At 54.9% G+C, this 17,576-nt stretch carries 14 protein-coding genes and 6 pseudogenes; 10 read left to right on the forward strand and 10 right to left on the reverse strand.

Annotation, left to right across the window (positions count from 1 at the left end):
- The first annotated feature begins 29 nt into the window (after positions 1-29).
- The 6 genes and pseudogenes from OA238_RS08095 (at position 30) to OA238_RS29930 (ending at position 4,921) form a co-directional block, all read left to right on the forward strand.
- Positions 30-1,670: pseudogene (locus tag OA238_RS08095) on the forward strand (alpha-amylase family glycosyl hydrolase).
- Positions 1,671-1,688: 18 nt separating this feature from the next.
- A pseudogene (locus OA238_RS08100) lies at positions 1,689-2,459 on the forward strand (ABC transporter ATP-binding protein); the annotation flags it as partial.
- A 97-nt stretch (positions 2,460-2,556) separates the two neighbouring features.
- Positions 2,557-3,537 (forward strand): integrase core domain-containing protein, encoded by a 981-nt coding sequence (locus OA238_RS08105; protein ID WP_015494816.1) that lies wholly within the window; start codon positions 2,557-2,559, stop codon positions 3,535-3,537.
- Positions 3,538-3,593: 56 nt separating this feature from the next.
- Positions 3,594-3,917, forward strand: a pseudogene (locus OA238_RS08110) (TOBE domain-containing protein); the annotation flags it as partial.
- Between the two features lie 71 nt (positions 3,918-3,988).
- On the forward strand, positions 3,989-4,723 hold the full coding sequence (locus tag OA238_RS08115) for an RlmE family RNA methyltransferase (RefSeq protein WP_015494817.1): 735 nt from the start codon (positions 3,989-3,991) through the stop codon (positions 4,721-4,723).
- A gap of 66 nt (positions 4,724-4,789) precedes the next feature.
- A complete protein-coding gene (locus tag OA238_RS29930) occupies positions 4,790-4,921 on the forward strand; it encodes a DUF4339 domain-containing protein (RefSeq protein ID WP_083906678.1) in 132 nt (43 codons plus the stop codon).
- 65 nt (positions 4,922-4,986) lie between these two features.
- Here OA238_RS29930 and OA238_RS29935 read toward each other — a convergent pair.
- Positions 4,987-5,744, reverse strand: a protein-coding gene (locus tag OA238_RS29935) for an IS5 family transposase (protein ID WP_085982739.1) whose coding sequence is annotated in 2 segments (ribosomal slippage) — positions 4,987-5,423 and positions 5,423-5,744 — 759 coding nt in all. Because the reading frame shifts where the segments join, the coding sequence is not laid out codon by codon here.
- Between the two features lie 179 nt (positions 5,745-5,923).
- Positions 5,924-6,175 (reverse strand): annotated as a pseudogene (locus OA238_RS31585) (integrase core domain-containing protein); the annotation flags it as partial.
- Between the two features lie 226 nt (positions 6,176-6,401).
- On the opposite strand from OA238_RS31585, the gene OA238_RS08135 reads away from it, so the two are divergent.
- Together OA238_RS08135 and OA238_RS28830 are read left to right on the forward strand one after the other, a co-directional pair.
- Complete coding sequence (locus OA238_RS08135) at positions 6,402-7,685, forward strand: IS256-like element ISOan3 family transposase (protein WP_015494821.1); 1,284 nt, start codon at positions 6,402-6,404, stop codon at positions 7,683-7,685.
- A 28-nt stretch (positions 7,686-7,713) separates the two neighbouring features.
- Complete coding sequence (locus OA238_RS28830) at positions 7,714-8,778, forward strand: IS630 family transposase (protein ID WP_083906868.1); 1,065 nt, start codon at positions 7,714-7,716, stop codon at positions 8,776-8,778.
- Between the two features lie 34 nt (positions 8,779-8,812).
- On the opposite strand, the pseudogene OA238_RS08145 reads toward OA238_RS28830, so the two are convergent.
- A pseudogene (locus OA238_RS08145) lies at positions 8,813-8,980 on the reverse strand (DDE-type integrase/transposase/recombinase); the annotation flags it as partial.
- 88 nt (positions 8,981-9,068) lie between these two features.
- Here OA238_RS08145 and OA238_RS29945 point away from each other — a divergent pair.
- Positions 9,069-10,132, forward strand: a protein-coding gene (locus OA238_RS29945) for an IS630 family transposase (protein ID WP_085982740.1) whose coding sequence is annotated in 2 segments (ribosomal slippage) — positions 9,069-9,558 and positions 9,558-10,132 — 1,065 coding nt in all. Because the reading frame shifts where the segments join, the coding sequence is not laid out codon by codon here.
- 146 nt (positions 10,133-10,278) lie between these two features.
- On the opposite strand, the gene OA238_RS29950 is transcribed toward OA238_RS29945, so the two are convergent.
- Positions 10,279-10,917: an Arm DNA-binding domain-containing protein gene (locus tag OA238_RS29950; RefSeq protein ID WP_015494824.1), complete on the reverse strand. Its 639-nt coding sequence runs from the start codon at positions 10,915-10,917 to the stop codon at positions 10,279-10,281.
- Between the two features lie 76 nt (positions 10,918-10,993).
- Between OA238_RS29950 and OA238_RS08165 the strand changes: the two genes are divergently transcribed.
- The gene (locus OA238_RS08165; protein WP_015494825.1) at positions 10,994-11,455 is read left to right on the forward strand and encodes an alpha/beta fold hydrolase; all 462 of its coding nucleotides are present in this window, start codon (positions 10,994-10,996) and stop codon (positions 11,453-11,455) included.
- Between the two features lie 95 nt (positions 11,456-11,550).
- Here OA238_RS08165 and OA238_RS34695 read toward each other — a convergent pair whose 3' ends face one another.
- The 6 genes and pseudogenes from OA238_RS34695 to OA238_RS08190 form a co-directional block, all read right to left on the reverse strand.
- Positions 11,551-12,033, reverse strand: coding sequence for an AMP-binding enzyme (locus OA238_RS34695; protein WP_338042837.1), 483 nt, complete (start codon positions 12,031-12,033; stop codon positions 11,551-11,553).
- Positions 12,031-13,088: pseudogene (locus OA238_RS08170) on the reverse strand (AMP-binding protein); the annotation flags it as partial. The gene OA238_RS34695 and the pseudogene OA238_RS08170, both read right to left, overlap by 3 nt.
- Before the next feature lie 71 nt (positions 13,089-13,159).
- Positions 13,160-13,807: an ABC-type transport auxiliary lipoprotein family protein gene (locus tag OA238_RS08175; RefSeq protein ID WP_015494826.1), complete on the reverse strand. Its 648-nt coding sequence runs from the start codon at positions 13,805-13,807 to the stop codon at positions 13,160-13,162.
- Between the two features lie 7 nt (positions 13,808-13,814).
- A complete protein-coding gene (locus OA238_RS08180; RefSeq protein WP_015494827.1) occupies positions 13,815-15,554 on the reverse strand; it encodes an MlaD family protein in 1,740 nt (579 codons plus the stop codon).
- A 9-nt stretch (positions 15,555-15,563) separates the two neighbouring features.
- Positions 15,564-16,379, reverse strand: coding sequence for an ABC transporter ATP-binding protein (locus OA238_RS08185; RefSeq protein ID WP_015494828.1), 816 nt, complete (start codon positions 16,377-16,379; stop codon positions 15,564-15,566).
- Positions 16,380-16,381: 2 nt separating this feature from the next.
- Positions 16,382-17,512, reverse strand: coding sequence for an ABC transporter permease (locus OA238_RS08190; protein WP_044038110.1), 1,131 nt, complete (start codon positions 17,510-17,512; stop codon positions 16,382-16,384).
- Between the last annotated feature and the right edge of the window lie 64 nt (positions 17,513-17,576).

The following is a 17,576-nucleotide window of genomic DNA, read 5'->3' on the forward strand; positions in this document are numbered from 1 at the left end:
GCCCTTCTATGAGTAAAATGGACCTAATCATGAGCGATGCACGCTTGGAAAAAGACAAAGATTGGTGGCGCGGTGCGGTGATCTATCAGATCTACCCGCGCAGTTATCAAGACAGCGATGGCGACGGCATTGGTGATCTTGCGGGCATTGTTCAGCGCATTCCGTATATCGCGTCACTCGGCGTCGATGCTATCTGGATTTCGCCATTCTTCACGTCGCCAATGAAAGATTTCGGCTACGACGTTAGCAATTATTGCGACGTTGATCCTATGTTTGGCACTCTGGGCGATTTTGACGCGGTGATTGCTGCTGTGCACCACCACGGGCTCAAGATCATGATTGATTTGGTGCTGTCGCATACGTCCGATCAGCATCCTTGGTTCCAGCAGAGTCGTGTGAACCGCGAGAACGATAAATCCAACTGGTATGTCTGGGCTGATCCCAATGAGGACGGCACGCCGCCAAACAACTGGCTGTCGATCTTTGGTGGGTCTGGCTGGCAATGGAGTGGCGAGCGCGAGCAGTATTTCCTGCACAACTTCCTGTCTTCGCAACCGGACCTGAATTTTCACGAACCAGACGTGCAAAAGGCATTGCTTGATGTGGCCGGGTTCTGGCTTGATCGCTGGGTGGACGGGTTCCGCCTCGATACGATCAATTTTTATTTTCACGACAAACAGTTGCGGTCAAACCCGCCGTTGCCGCGCGATCAGCGCAATTCCACCATCGCGCCGTCCGTGAACCCGTATAATCACCAGTTGCACTTCTATTCGAAGAACCAGCCTTAAAACCACGACTTTTTGCGCAAGTTGCGGGCAGTGATGGAGCCATATAACGCCGCCGCTGTGGGCGAAGTCGGGGACGCGCAGCGCGGCATTGAGATCATGGGCCAGTACACCGCCGGTGATGATCTGATGCAGATGTGCTATGCGTCCGAATTCCTCGCCAATGCGCGCCCCACAGCGGCAGACATCGAAACAGTCATGGCCCGTGTGGATGAACATGCCGCCGATGGTTGGGCTTGCTGGGCGTTTTCAAACCACGACGTTAAACGCCACGCGACCCTCTGGGACGTGCCTGATACGGGTCTGCGCCTGATGACGACCTTGATGATGTGTCTGCGTGGGTCGGCCTGTGTTTATCAGGGCGAAGAGCTGGGCTTGCGCGAAGCCGATGTCGCATTCGCCGACTTGCAAGACCCCTACGGGATCGAGTTTTAGCCAGAATTCAAGGGCCGCGACGGGTGCCGCACACCGATGGTGTGGGAAGCGTCCAACGCCAATGGGGGGTTCAGCACCGGAGCAAAGCCGTGGCTGCCCGTCAGCCATGAACATACCCAGATGAGCGTTGCAGTTCAGGAAGAAGACCCCGACGCGCTGATCCATCATTACCGACGGGCGATTGCGCTGCGCCATGCAAATCCTGCATTGGCAACGGGGGATCATGACGGCGTCAAAGCGACCGGAAACATCGTTCATTTCACGCGAACCCTGAACGCTGACGAAATATTCTGTGCGTTCAATCTGGGCGATACACCGGCGGATCTGGCGATGCCTAAGGGCACATTCACCGCGATTGCGTTCCATTTGGGCGGTGTGGACACACCGCACGGCGACACACTCACACTTGGTCCGTGGCAGGCGTATATCGCAACTGCCGCGCGCACTTAATCAACGGAGGGGACACAGATGACTGATCTCAAACTGACAAATGTTGCCAAGACATATGGCGGCACGATTGATTTTCTTAAGGATATCAACCTCGACATCAAAACGGGCGAATTGATCGTGTTTGTCGGGCCGTCTGGCTGTGGTAAATCCACGTTGCTGCGGATGATTGCAGGCCTTGAAAAGATCACTGGCGGTGAATTGCAGATCGATGGGCAGGTCGTCAATGACGTACCACCTGCACAGCGTGGCATCGCGATGGTGTTCCAATCCTACGCGCTTTATCCGCACATGACCGTGCGCGACAACATGAGCTTTGCGATGAAGCTGGCCAAGAAACCCAAGGCTGAAATCGACGCATCCATTGCGAACGTAGCCAAGATTTTGCAGCTTGAGGATTATCTTGATCGCCTGCCCAAAGCGCTGTCGGGTGGGCAACGCCAGCGGGTGGCAATAGGCCGTTCTATTGTGCGCAATCCCAAGGTCTATTTGTTTGACGAACCTCTATCGAACCTTGATGCAGCGTTGCGTGTTGCGACGCGGATCGAGATTGCACAGCTCAAGGAATCCATGCCGGAATCGACCATGATCTATGTGACCCACGATCAGGTCGAAGCGATGACATTGGCCACACGCATTGTGGTTCTGGCTAACAAAGGCATCGCACAGGTCGGCACGCCGCTTGATCTGTATGAACGCCCAGAGAACGAGTTCGTGGCGCAATTCATTGGATCCCCCGCAATGAATCTGCTGTCCGGTGAAATCGTAGAAACCGGCCCGCAAACCAAAGTGTGAATAAGTTCAGATAGATGTGAGACAAAATTTTGTTGCCAAGATTTAGGCGACCTCGGAGACTGAGAATTGAAAGAAACCAGCTCACGAGGCCAATATGCAAATCATCGGACTGCACAAGAACGTTTATAAACTTTATGCTTGGGCGCGGACACAAGAATGTTTGGACGTGTACCGTATCAAATACGAATGTCAGGTTCGGCAATGGGACGACTTACGTACAGAGGGCGTTTCTCTATCAAAGTGCGCTGAATTCGTCGGCATCTCGCGCGCGACATATTACCGTCACAAGCGTATTTTGAAGGTTTTGGCGCAGGCAATCATACCGCCTTCAAAGGCTCCCAAACGCTGCAACAAGTCACAGTGGGGCGAGGCAGAAAAGCAATTGGTGCTTGAGGCCCGCCGCGACAATGAAACCTACGGTAAGGAGAAAATAGGGGCCATCTTGCGTCGCGACAAAAAGCAAACCATGAGCGATAGCACCGTGGGGCGCATTTTGAGCTTTCTAAGGAAAAAAGGCCTGATCACACGATCAAGATCTGCGCCCCAAAAGCGCAAGCGTAATTTTTCCAAGGGGCATGCCAAGGGATGGAAATATAGGGATTACAAAGATATTGTGGTTGGCGAGCGTGTGCAGATCGATCATATGACTGCCACGAAGAACGGCGTCACGTGCAAACACTTTCAAGCCTGGGAGAGGTGTAGCAAGCATATCCACGCGCAAGTTTATTCGAATGCCACGGCACGCTCTGCCAAACGGTTTTTGCAAGAACTCGTGGAAATAGCTCCCTATAAGATCATCTCAATTCAAGTCGATGGCGGGTCTGAGTTTATGGCCGATTTTGAGACAGCGTGCGAACAGATGGAGATCCCGCTCATTGTGCTGCCGCCAGCAAGGCCAAAATACAACGGTGGTGTCGAGCGCGGTAACCGCACCTTCCGCGAAGAGTTCTATGCATGTCGTGATCTCATTGCCGACAGCATAGGAGCGATGCGGTTTGAACTTCGAAAAGCCGTCGATAAATACAACACATTCAGGCCTCATCATGCCTTGAAAGGCAAGACACCAATGGAGTAAATTCGAATCACTCAGGCCAAAGTCGTGCGAGTCTCAAAACACCTGAACCTATACAAGTGAAATTGCACGGTGGTGGTATTGTTGCGTCAGCCGTGCCGATGCAGACTGCTGATAAGGGCCTGAAAGTTAACATCGGCATTCGACCCGAAGACATGATTTCCACGACCGGCGATGAATTCGCGTTCGAGGGCAAGGTGAACATTACCGAAGCCTTGGGCGAGGTCACATTGCTATATTTCGACAAAGTTGGCGACAATGATGCGGTGATTGGCAAGCTGCCGGGCATTCACGCTGATTTGCGCGGAACGACAGTTCGTATGGTTGCGGCCCCTGAAAAGGTCCAGATCTTCCACAACGGAACGTCGCTGCTTTATCGTTAAGAAAAGGGCGTTGGTTTGTCGCAAGAACCGCTGGCCCTTTACTAGACACGGGTAGGAGGCTAATCGGGATCATGGTCAAAAAACCCACATCACGCATTGGCAAGAACACCAGCGGGCGCGGCAACCGCGATCTGACGGTTAAGGTGAAAACCGCGCGCGGTCGACGGATGTCATCCACCTTGTGGTTACAGCGTCAGTTGAACGACCCTTACGTGGTCCGCGCCAAGGCCGACGGGTATCGTGGCCGTGCGGCCTATAAGATATTAGAATTGAACGAGAAATTTGATTTCTTTACGCCAGGAAAACGTGTTGTTGATCTTGGTGCGGCACCTGGTGGCTGGATTCAGATCGCGGTGCCTAAGGTCAACGCGTTGGGTGAACGCAAAGGCAAACCCATCGGCACGATCCTCGGCATTGATCTGCAAGAGATGGAACCGATTGCAGGGTCAGAGCTGCATGTCCTTGATTTCATGGAAGATGACGCTGACCAAAAGGTCAAGGAATGGCTGGGCGGGAAGGCGGACATCGTGTTGTCAGACATGGCCGCGTCCGCGTCAGGCCACAAACAGACCGATCACAACCGCATCATGGCGCTGTGCGAGGCAGCTGCGTATTTCGCGTTTGACGTGCTTGAGGAGGGCGGCGTGTTTGTCGCCAAGGTTCTGGCAGGTGGCGCCGAGGCTGATTTGCAGCGCTTGTTGAAGGTTAACTTCAAGAAGGTTCAATACGTCAAACCACCTGCGTCGCGGTCCGACAGTTCCGAGAAATTTGTTGTGGCCACAGGCTTTCGCGGCGGATCTGCTTGACGTCATGAACAAGCTGCCTAATCTTGGCAGTCCACCCATGAGGCATCAAACCACCACGGGGTATATATGTCGGTCGCACTTTGGTATTACGTCGAAAACGGTGCCCGCATCGGACCCGTTGAGGCCACAGAGATCGAGCGATTGATCGGCCTGAAAGCGATCACACGCGACACGCTTGTGTGGGAGGACGGCATGTAGGATTGGATGGCCGCTTTACAACACTTTTCATTTGCAGATGCGCCACCGTCCGTTAGGCTCAGGACTCATAACCAAAATATGACGGTTGCGGCGAGAGCGATTGCGGAGAGGAAGACTGTTGGTGATCTGTCGTAGCGAGTTGCGACGCGGCGCCAATCTTTGAGCCTTCCGAACATTCTCTCGATACGGTTGCGTCGTTTGTAACGGGGCTTGTCGTACTTGACGGTCTTTTTGCGCGACTTGCGACCGGGGATGCAGGGCGTTGTGCCCTTGTCTACAAGGGTTTCACGGAACCAATCAGCATCGTACCCTCTGTCAGCGAGGAGCCAGTCATCCTCAGGCAGATTATTCATCAAGGCGGCTGCACCAGTGTAATCACTGACTTGTCCTGCTGTGATGAAGAGGCGGATTGGTCGTCCGCTGGTGTCTGTGACAGCATGGAGCTTTGTATTCATACCGCCCTTGGTCAACCCGATCAGGCGTCCTCGCCCCCCTTTTTTAACCGCAGGCTGGCGGCCGTACGATGTGCTTTGAGGTAGGTGGCGTCGATTGAGATGGTTTTGTTGTCGGGGGCCTGCTCGGCCAGCCCCATCAAGATTTGGGCAAATATGCCCATATCACTCCAGCGCTTCCATCGATTATATAGCGTCTTCGGCGGTCCATACTCGGAAGGTGCATCACACCACCTTAAGCCATTGCGATTGATGAAGATAATGCCACTCAAAACACGACGGTCATCCACACGAGCACGACCTCGGCTCTTTGGAAAGTACGGCCGGAGACGCTCCATCTGCGCCTCAGTTAGCCAATACAAATTGCTCATAATATCCCCCTACAATTGAAGACTATGAATCACCACAACGCGACAAACTCAATCAATTAATGGGTCCTGACCCTAGGCTCAGGACGCAGACCCAAAATATAACGGTTGCGGCGAGGATGATGGCGTAGAGGAAGACCTTTGTGGACCTGTCGGGCTTTCGTGCCGCCCCAAGTGTTCGTTTAAGCCACCTTCCGTTCGAAGGCGACAGGACCTTTCCAGCCCAACGTTGAGTGCCTTCGGCGTGCATTGTAGAAGCCGTTGATATATTCAAAGACTGCTATTTCAGCCGACCGGCGTGTCTCTCAAGTATGACGCCAGATCAGCTCGGCCTTGATGGTTTTGAAGAACGTCTCAACTGCCGCATTATCATAGCAATTGCCTTTGCCAATCATCGATACTTTGAAGCCGTTCTGGCGCAGGATCTTTTGGTATACTCCTGCGCCTGAATTGACCTGACGATTTTGGGCCTGCGATTCACTTCGTCGCATGGCCAAAGGCGGTTCAGTCTGTATTTTGAGTTTATGAGCAAGCAATACAAAACAGTCTCCTTATCCGACGAGGGAATGTCCCGAAGAATGTTGAAATTTTAATTTAGGGTGGCGTTGCTTCCCCTGAGCCGTAGGCTCTGGGTGTTTAATCGCAAAAGGAAGCAACACCATGAAGAAGACTATCACAGCAAGCGCTGGACTTGCCAGCGCGTCGAATGTTCATCAACTCGTGGAAACAGCCTGGGACAAAGTTGGCGAGAGCTTCGAGCAGTTCTGCCTGACGGCGGGCGTCGCCAGTCTGGTTCAGATGTTTGGTGAGGACGCAGATACGCTGGCGGGTGGCCGATACGAGCATTGCACTGACAAGCCTGGCCACAGATGGGGCACCGCGAAAGGTCAGGTTGGGTTCCATGGTGGGAAGATTGAGCTGGAGCGCCCCCGTGTGCGCGATAAAGTGACCGGTAAAGAGATTGTCCTGCCGAGCTGGGAAGAGGCCTCCTCGGGTGGCTTCCTTGAACAATGGGCAATGAGCCTAATGTTGATGAATGTTTCCACCCGTAAGTATGACCGAGCTGTACGGCTGCCCGAAGCGAAGGTGCCTAATAAGGCAGGGAGCGGGCTGTCCAGGTCAGCAGTTTCGCGTCGCTTCAAAGCACTCACCCAAGCGCGCCTGGATGAGTGGATGTCATCTGATCTATCGGAGCTTGACCTTGTAGCGATCCAGATCGACGGGCTGCATTTGGACGATCATTTGTTGGTGCTTGCGGCCGTGGGTGTGGAGGTTTCAGGCGAAAAGCACCCTCTGGGCGTCATTGAAGGGGCGACCGAGAACGCCGCGACGGTTCAGGCGCTTTTGGACAATCTGATAGAGCGTGGGCTCGATCCAGCGGGCTGCTATTTGTTCATCGTAGATGGGGCTAAGGCACTGACCAAGGCAATTCGGCGCACATTTGGTGCCGATATTCCCATCCAAAGATGCCAGATACACAAGGCCCGCAACATAACTGACAGGCTTCCTCCAAAGCTGCACGCCTCCGTACGCCGCGCGCTGAAGCAAGCATGGGAGCTTGATGATGCCGACAAAGCCGAGCGGTTGATGCGGAATCTTGCCCAGCGACTAGAGCTTGAGGCTCCGGACGTTTCAAAGTCGATCCTTGAGGGCCTAGACGAAATTCTAACTGTTGTTAGGTTGGGGCTACCTGTGGAATTGAGACGCTCATTGGCCAGCACCAACATCATTGAATCTATGAACAGCGTGATCCGACAGGTCTGTCGAAACGTCAAACGCTGGCGCGATGCAAAAATGGCGCTGCGCTGGACAGGGGCTGGTATGCTGGAAGCCGCGAAAGGCTTCCGCCGCCTAAAGGCCTACAAGCAACTCCCCATTCTCAAGCAAGCTTTGCTAGATCATCGCAATACCGTAACGCTTGACCAAATCAAGGACGTCGCCTAACCATCAATCAAGCAGCGCCACTCGCCCGATTTTCAACATCGTACGGGACATCCCCTCCGACGAGCAGCGCATAGCACTTGAAGCGCTTTGCCGCCGCCGCAAAGTTGACGCCCTTGTTTGGAAACGGGCGCGCGCGTTTCTTCTTTTGGACGCAGGAGAAGACGCCGGAACGGTTTGCCGGATTTTGGATATTGGCCCGACAGTTTTGACGGAGTGGCGATTAGCCTTTGCCGGTGCGGGACTATCGTTTTTCGGTCTGAAGGACTACAGCCAGCGTCAGGGTCATTTGTCCGTCGTGCAAGAGCAGGCGGTGAGAGCCCATTTCACCGCGCAGCCTGCCCGCAATGCCGATGAGGTCTGTGCCTATGTTCTAGCCGAGTGCGACCAAAACTACAGCACGTCGGGAGCCGCCAAGCTGATGCGCCGCCTGGGGTTCGCGTATAAGAAACCACAATTGCTGCCTGCACAGGCCGATGAAGCCAAGCAGGCTGCGTTTATTGCCAAATATGAGGCCCTGATGAACGGGTTGGCCGCAGATGAGATGGTTGTCTTTTCGGACGCTGTCCACCCCGAACACCAGAGCCGCCCCGCCCATGGTTGGTTCCCCAAGGGACAAAAGACGGCCCTGAAGGCGACATCAGGGCGCAAGCGGCTCAACATTCAGGGCGCGCTTGACCTTGAGACTTTCCAGTTCACCTTTGTGGAAGGCGAGAAGATCAATGCCCAGACAACCCGACAGATGCTGGAAAAGTTGGAACGCAACAACCAAACCAAGACGGCCATCCACGTCTTTGTCGACAATGCCCGCTATCATCATGCCAAGATACTACAGCCATGGCTGGACAGCCCAGAACGTCGGGTGAAGTTGCATTTCTTGCCAGCATATGCCCCGCACCTCAACCCGATCGAGCGTCTTTGGGGTGTTATGCACAAATGGGTCACCCACAATCGGCACTATGCAACGTTCAACCAATTCACAGAGGCCATTTTCGACTTCTTCCGCAAGACCCTGCCAGAAAAATGGCCAGAGTTCCGCGACACCGTCACCGACAACTTCCGCGTCATATCGCTCAAGGAATACAAAGTGATTTGAGGGGAAAACCTCAGGTCAATTCAGGCGCGGGAGTATAGTCATGCGAACAGTATTGGCTGCCGCGATCCGTGTGATGGATGCAGCCCTTTGGCGGTGACCGGAAGGCGATAGCCATCTTCAACGCCCTGATTGCCAGGTCACGCTTCATCCGATTGCTGACAGCCCATCCAATCACGCGCCTGGAATGTAAATCCAAGATCATACCAGTGGCCATAATATCTGACTCATTTTTTTGGTTTTAATTTTTGGCAAACTCTGAATCAATGACCTCCATAGATTGGGAGGTGCTCATGGGTGGAGCCATAAAAATTACGCGCACGGATATGTCTGCGAAAGATTTGCGCCGTGCGGCAAAGCGAACCAAGGATGGGCGGGTTGTACGGCGACTACTGGCCATAGCGCTGGTGCTTGATGGGGTGGATCGTGAAACGGCTGCCCGCAGCAGTGGTATGGATCGACAAACACTTCGGGATTGGGCGCATCGCTTTAACGCAGAAGGCATTGAGGGGTTATCGGATCGGAATGGCAAGGGGGCAAAACCACGGTTGTCGCCCAAGCAACAGGCGCAATTTGTGGCGTGGGTGGAGGCCGGGCCCGACCCAGTAAAAGATGGCGTAGTACGATGGCGTTGTGTCGACTTGCAGGCTCGTGTTGAAGAGGAGTTCGACGTGAAACTGCATGTGCGTACGATTGGGAAATATCTAACCAAGCATGGCTTTCGCCGCCTGTCTGTGCGTCCAGAGCATCCGAAAACTGATCGCGAAGCGCAGCAGGCTTTTAAAAAAACTTTGCGAGCCTCGTAAACGATACTCTGCCAGAACATGCAAAGGGGAAGCCTCTTGAAGTATGGTTCCAAGATGAAGCCCGCGTTGGACAACAGGGGACACTCACCCGTAAATGGGCCAAGCGTGGAACTCGCCCGCGCGCACCCCGTGATATACGCTTCAAATGGAGTTATATCTTTGGTGCCGCTTGTCCCGCACGTGGTACCGCCGCAGGTCTCGTCCTGCCCTACGTCAACGCCGAGGCTATGGGGCTGCATCTTGATGAGATCGCAAAAGCTGTCGCACCCGGCTCACATGCCTTGCTGATTGTTGATGGGGCGGGGTGGCATGGCGCAAAATGTTTGCAGGTGCCAGATAAAATTACGCTCGTTAAGCTGCCACCGTATTCACCCGAACTGAACCCCATGGAAAACGTCTGGGCTTATCTGCGAGCTAATAAACTCGCAATCACAGTTTTCGACACCTATGACGAAATACTCGACAAATGTGCACAAGCTTGGAACTTCTTTGCGAACGACCCAGAGCGAATAAGTTCAATCACAGATCGAGAATGGGCAAGGGTCACTTAATTCGGCCATTGGTATCACAGCCAGGTAAAGCCAACCCTCACGCGTCCAGATATAGGTAAGGTAATCCCCCCTAAAATTAGTGGTGTTCAAAAGTAGAATTTTCTCGGCAAGATATCTGAGGAGATTTTTGATGAAGACAGCACGATTTAGCGACGCACAGATTCTGTTTTGTCTTGGCGTTCGCCTTCCCACTTGTCGCGGTTCTGTCGCGCTTTCGCCAGGTTCGTGGTCGGCATGTTGCCTAGTCCCATTTCCCTGCGTCGGCCAAGGTGGCTATATCTAAAAACCCACTTGGCGCTCTCGCTTTTTTTGACGAGTCGCAATCCGCCACCATCCTCGATCTTGCCGTCGCTTGCGTTCTTTATTTGGATGGCAATGATGGCTTCCGCCTGATCCAGACGGCGCCGCAAGGCTGTCACCTCACGGTTGGCCTTGGCCAGCTCAGCTTGCAATGGATTGGCAGGTGCCTTTTGTGGGCCACGGCGCATTGGCTGCAATGCACCCAATGTGCCGGCCGCCCGCGCACGGCGCCAATCGGTCAGTGCAGAGGAATAAAGCCCCTCCCGCCGTAGAATGGCGGAAACCCCGCCAGTGTCTGCCACTTGGTCCGTCTCATCCAGAATGCGCAGTTTGTATTTGGCTGTGAAGTTGCGTCGCTTCGGGATGCTCGTCAGTTCCGCTGTGGGAGCCAACGGCGCATTAACAACGCGGGGAGGCGACGTTGGGGCCAAAACGGCTCCAGATCCAGCATCTGGCGAAAGTGGTGATTGTGAAGGCATAACCATGGGTTCGTTCTCCTACGCCCTCAAGTGTAAACTTTAGCCAGTCAATTGTCTCACGCTTATTGGCACGGAGGGGATCGTGGGCCACTCACTTGGTGGTGCGGTGGCGCTTAACCTTGCGCTCAACCATGAAGATAGCGTCGGTGCGCTGGCGCTGATCGCGCCCGTCACACAGCCGAGCGACACGGTATCATCCGCGTTCAGCGCTATGTCGATTAAATCAGATGGTTTGCGCCGCTTCGTTTCGCTGACGTTTGCGACACCTCTCGGTTTGTTGATCTTTGATAGGTCTGCAAAATCGGTCTTTGCGCCAGAAACGATACCAGAAAATTTTGGTGTCTCTGGTGGCAGTTTGCTCGCCATTCGACCGACGAGCTATTTCTCAGCGGGTGGCGACATGATTGCCTTGCGTGCAGCACTTCCCGAAATGGCGCAGCGCTATCCGTCCCTAGGGATGCCCGTTGCCATCCTGTTTGGTCGTTCGGATCAGGTCCTTGATCCAGCCAAACACGGCGCGACGCGGTCGCGGGGGCCACGATGACGCAAGTTGACGGCGGTCACATGATTGTATTCACGTTGCCTGACGTCGTTGCCGACTGGATCTTGGCCCAAGACAGGTAAAGCTGTTGAGGGCGGCTAATCTTCCGCCGCAACTTGATCACGTAAAAAACGCCGCAGGATTTTACCGGACGCAGATTTTGGAATCTCGTCCACAAACCTTATCTGATGCAGCTGCTTATAAGTCGCTAGGTTTTCGTTAAAATGCGCATGAATGGAAGCCTCATCTGGCCCACCGTCAGCACAGATCACAAAGGCAATCGGCAACTCACCTGCTAAGTCGTTTGGAAGGCCAATCACAGCGGCATCTGTCACCCTGTCCATGGCGAGCAACGTGGCCTCCAGTTCCGCAGGGGCAACCTGAAAGCCGTTGTATTTAATCAACTCTTTCAGGCGATCAACGATGAACATGTAACCGTCTGCGTCAATGCGCGCGATGTCACCGGTGCGCAGCCAGCCGTCTTCGGGGATCGTTTCGGCAGTGGCATCGGCGTTGTTCAGGTAGCCCTGCATCACTTGCGGGCCCTTAACCCAAAGTTCGCCTTCCTCGTTAATATCCATTTCGTCGCCGCTGTCAGGGTTGATGATCTTGCTTTGCGTATTTGGAACAGCAACGCCAACTGCACTGGATCGGGGCGCGTTGCCGGGCACAAGGTGGGACACGGGGCTGAGTTCGGTCATGCCGAACCCTTGCAAAACGGTGCAACCCAGCCGCGCGGACACGGCGTCCGTCAGCTCCGCACCTGAGGGTGCGGCGGCGATGAACACCTGATCAAGCGCGCTTAGGTCATAATTGTCCACCAACGGATGTTTGGCCAAGGCAATGGCAACCGGTGGCACCACCCACATGCGCCGCGCCTTATGATCCTGACTGATCTGCAAGAACATCGGCAAATCGAAACGCGGCATCGTCACCAATGCACCGCCCCCCGCCAGATGCACATTCATCAATACGGTCATGCCGTAGATATGAAACAACGGCAAAAAGGCCGCCGTGACCTCACCGCGTTGAAAATCTGCGGCGACGATGGATTGGTCTACATTGACCACCAGATTCGGTGCGACAGCATCACGCCTTTGGGCAGTCCGGTGGTGCCCGATGAATAGGGCAGAACCATTGTATGTACGTTAACATCGACGGGAACTTGCGCCGTCAAAGGTTCACCGAACAATGCGTCATATTGCGGTGTGCCGATGACAATAACGTCGCGATTGCCTGCGCCAGCCGCTGCCATTTCCAGAAAGTCAGGAACCGTAATCAGAATATCCGCACCAGCATCGTCCAGTTGATGCGTGACTTCGGGGCCGGTATAGGTCGGGTTAAGCGTGGTGATCGTGCCACCCGCCCAAGCGACGCCATGAAAGATCACGCAGAATTCGGGAATGTTAGGTGCCATAAGCGCAACGGTTTTACCAGCGCCCAAACCTGCCGCCGTCAACCCACCTGCAAGCCGTTTGACGCGCTCCATGAACGCCGCAGCCGTCATGCTCTGCCCGCTGGGTCCGTCCGTCAGAACGACCTCATTGGGTCGATTTATCAATCCGGCAAAAACGCGTTCGGTGATCGTTTGATCCGTGATCGCGACATCGGGAAAGGGGCTGTTGTGGATTGTCATGGCATCCTCCGGTTTGGCTCAGGTCATATATGACGCCAAGTTGCCGGCTGATGTCACGCACAAATGTTGGACTAAGCCGGCGTCAATCTGCGGCCAAGGGCCGTTATGGTCCAGTCTGCAAAATCGACCAACAGCGCATCGGATGCACGATCAAAGGCTACAACGATCGCTGATGTATCTGTTGAGGCCGCAGCCTGTTGCGACCTGAACGTGCGGCTGGCAACGATGCTGGCATCGCGTTCGCGCACCAGTCGCGATGTCATGCGGATCGACACAGTTGCGCCAGTTCCATCCGGCGTCAGTTCCGCCTGAAAATCCACCAATTCGGTGACGATGGCGTAATCACCACTGCCCGCCAGCGGGCGTCTGCCGACGTAGCGCAGCCCGTTCGTGTTCTCAAGCGATCGCAGCATCAGCGTCTGCATCATCACCGGAACCTCATCCCCCCAGCGCACGTCGGGCAGATATTGCGCTTGCAATGTATCGGGGCGGATCATGATCCGGTCGGTGTTCAACACGCCGCTGGTCGTGGGAATTTCGACCACGACATCTTGGGCCAACTGGCCGCCTTGTATCACCGGTGCACCACTTGGCGCGCGCAGATCGTAGACACTCAGCGGGGTTGTGACATCGCCGAGCGCTCCAAGCGCCGAACAGCCCCCAAGGACGGACAATAGGGTGAGAGTAGCAATTATTTTGTGTGTGGCAGCACGGATCATATTTATCTCATCTCTGGTATTCGGGCGATTGCTGGTTCAGGAAGAAGCGCGCCGGGTCACGTTGAATTTGTTGCGTCAGGCGATCAAGATTGCTGATCAACCCACGGGTTTCAACAGCAAGGCGGGTGTACAGGGGCAGACCCGTACGGGTGAATTCGGTGACTGACGGTCCGGCGTTGTCGACGACCTGATCGAGACTGCGAAAAGCTTCGGCTGCGGATTGGCTGGCATTGCGCAGTTCTGCGGTGATTGCAGGGATATCGTCAGACACTTGCGCGATTGCACCGTTGAGCGACGCCAGACTTGTTTCAAGCCCGGAAATAATCCCGTCGAGGTCTTCATTGATGATGCGATCCGCGCCTGCGAACGTGCGTTCGGCAACCTCTAAAGTCCGATCACCGGTTTCCATCGCCGATGTGACCGCCTCAAGCGTGGTATTGGCATTTGCGAATGTCTCAGTCACTTGGGTCAGCGCGGTTTGTGCCGTCAGACTAAGGCCGTCAATGCGCCCGCTGGCCGCCGTCAGATCCTGTGCAACTTGGTTGATGGTGTCCGTCGCCGTTTGGGTGGCCGCGCGAATGTCAGCGACGATCACAGGTAAATCAGTTTGGGCGGCAGTTCCGATAACATTGATGGCGTCCGTCGCGGCCGCAACAGTGGCGCGGGTCTCGGCCAAAAGCGGGGTTGCTTGGGTTTGAAGCAGCGTGTCAAACTGCAAGGCAGCATCGCCCACAGTGAGTGTCGTTTTGCTGATTTGTGCCAGTGTGTCGTTGATCATCACGAGGGTCGCGCCAGCCTCAACGATGCGGTCCGTGGCAGCGACACCTGCGCCGTTAAACGTGGCCAACATTGTGCGGGCATCGGTGCTGATGGTCGCGATTTCTGCGCGCAGGTCTTCGACTGTGGTTTGTAAGGCATAGGTCGTATCTGTCAGGTCTTCGTTGATGTAACGCTGTGCCTCGTTAAAGGTGCCCTGCGCGACGGCGAGCGTGTCGTTTGCAGTGATAACCATGGTCTCGGCCTCCGATGACAGGGTGCCAAGGGAGGCGACAGTCGTGTCCGCCGTTGTCAGCAACGCCTCAACCTCGGGCGCAATACCAGCGAGGATTGCGTTGAACGCTTCGACCTGCACCGTGAACCGTTCAACCGTTTCAGGCACTTCTGCAAAGGCTTCGAGGGTCGCGGCCAGTGATTCCGATGCCTCTTCGGCGTTTTTGAGGATATTTTCGACCCGCGCCTGATTGTCTTCCGCAAACAAGTCGCTAACGCCCTCGATCACGGTCAAGGCTTCGTTGATTAGTTGCGGTGCATCCTCTGATAGGGCCTGTAGAACTGATTGGCCTGCGGTGATCTGTGGCACAGGCGTATCGGACGTTGGCACCAGCAAGCCGGTGTCTGGCCGCCCCGCGCTGATCCCGACAAATGACACACCTGTCACGCCTTGGGATTCAATGGTGGCAATACTGTCGGATCGCACTGGCGTTGACGCGTCCACCTCAAGGCGCACAAGGACCGTGCCGTCGCGGTCTGGCGATAGGCGCACATCGACGACCTGACCAACAGGCAGACCCGCAAACCGCACATCTGACGCTTCGCTTAGTCCGGACACGGACGAAAAGCGGACATCATAATAGGCAAACTGCTGGTCCAGTTCGACGCGTGCGAACCACAATAACAAGGCAATGCTGCCCACGATTCCGGCAAGTGTAAACAAGCCGATCAGGATATGATTTGCGCGGGTTTCCATGTCTTTTTGTTAGTCCTTTGTCGCCACGTCGGCAGCCGTTTTGGTGTCGAGCGCTGCGCGGGCCCGAACACCGTGGAAATAGTCATGCACCCAAGGGTGATCGACCTTTAGCATCTCTTGCATCGTGCCTGTGACCAGCACACGTTTTTCAGCCAGAACTGCAATACGATCACAGATCGCATGCAGGGTATCAAGGTCATGGGTGACCAAGAAGACCGTCAAACCAAGCGAGCGGCTGAGCCCCAAAATCAATTGGTCGAAATCTGCCGCACCGATCGGATCAAGCCCTGCGGTAGGTTCATCCAAAAATACGATCTGCGGATCAAGAGCAAGGGCGCGGGCCAAACCCGCACGTTTGCGCATGCCGCCAGATAGTTCGGACGGGTATTTGTCACCGGCAAAATAGGGCAGGCCGACCATTGAGATCTTCAAATCGGCAAGCGCGCGGCGAATTTTCGGGTCAAGCCCATCAACTGTGCGCATCGGCACTTCGACGTTTTCGCGCACCGTGAGGGATGAAAAAAGCGCACCGTCTTGAAACATCACGCCCCAATTGGCCCCTGCATCGACCATGTCGTCTTGGTCAGCGCTCAGCACATCAATTCCCAAGACATCGACGCTGCCAGCTGCGGGTCGGTTCAGCCCTGCAATCGTGCGCAACAAAACTGATTTTCCGGTTCCGGAACCGCCGACAATGCCAACGATTTCACCACGGTAGATATCAAGGTCCAGATTGTCATGCACGACTTGGGTGCCAAACTGATTGCGCAGCCCACGGATGGAAATGACCACCTCGCGGTCGGTTTGATTGATGTCTTTTGCCATGCCTAAAACCCGATCTGGGCGAAGAAGATTGAAAACACCGCGTCCGCCATGATCACCGCAAAAATTGCGGCGACAACTGAAGATGATGTCATTCGGCCCAGAGACTCCGCGTTGCTTTGGACCTGCATTCCCGCGTGGCACCCGACAACCCCGATGATAAGGGCGAAGACTGGCGCCTTGATCATTCCAGCGGCCAGATGGCTGACGTCAGTGCCGTTGACCAGCCGTGTCATGAACATTTCTGGCGAAATACCAAGATCGATCCACGCCATGATCGCGCCGCCAAATAGGCCCATGACATTCGCGATCAGCCCCAAAATCGGCAACATAAGAACCAGCGCCAGAATGCGCGGCACGAACAATGTCGCGGCCGGATCGAGTCCAAGGCTCCGCATGGCATCAATTTCTTCGCGCATCTTCATCGACCCGATGGCAGCGGTGAATGCCGACGCTGTGCGGCCTGCGACGATGATCGAGGTGAGCAAAATACCCAACTCACGCAGGATCGAAACCGCAATAAGATCAACAATGAACACTTCTGCGCCAAACTGTTTCAGTTGGGTTGATCCCTGAAATGCCAGCACGACGCCGATCAAAAAAGCCATCAACGCGACGATGGGCACCGCCTTGAACCCGACTTCTTGACAGTGGTGCACCAAGGCGGTGAGGCGGAATTCCTTTGGATGGCGGATCGCGCGCAGAAGCCGCGACAAAAACAAACCAAAATAGCCTATCAGCTCAAGCACAAAAGTAACCGCGTCTACCATTGAGCTGCCGATGGCGGCCACCCATTCGATCAGACCCCCTGCGACGACGGGGGCAGGGGTGATGACTGGCATCGCGTCAGTTACGGATTTTAGCAGGCTTTCGTGACCGATCCCGGCGCCGCGTATCTCAAGATGCTGGCCCGCTGTTTCAAGGCGCGTGCGCAGGGACGCAATGGCCCATGCCGCGCTGGTGTCAAACCGTGTGACGCCGGACAAATAGGCGCGGACCGTTCGATCCATCGGCAATGTGTCAAATTTCGCGACAATTTGGGTGACATAGGGCAACGTCATCGCCCCGCGCAGGGTCATCGTAACCGCAGCGTCGGTCGACGTGATTTCAATGTCGCTTGGAACGGTTTCGGTCATAAGGGGCACAATATGCGGTTCGTAAGGGCGCGAAAAGCGGCAATCGAATGGGGGATGGTTGTTA

The sequence above is a fragment of the Octadecabacter arcticus 238 genome, assembly GCF_000155735.2.
Classification (GTDB): domain Bacteria; phylum Pseudomonadota; class Alphaproteobacteria; order Rhodobacterales; family Rhodobacteraceae; genus Octadecabacter; species Octadecabacter arcticus.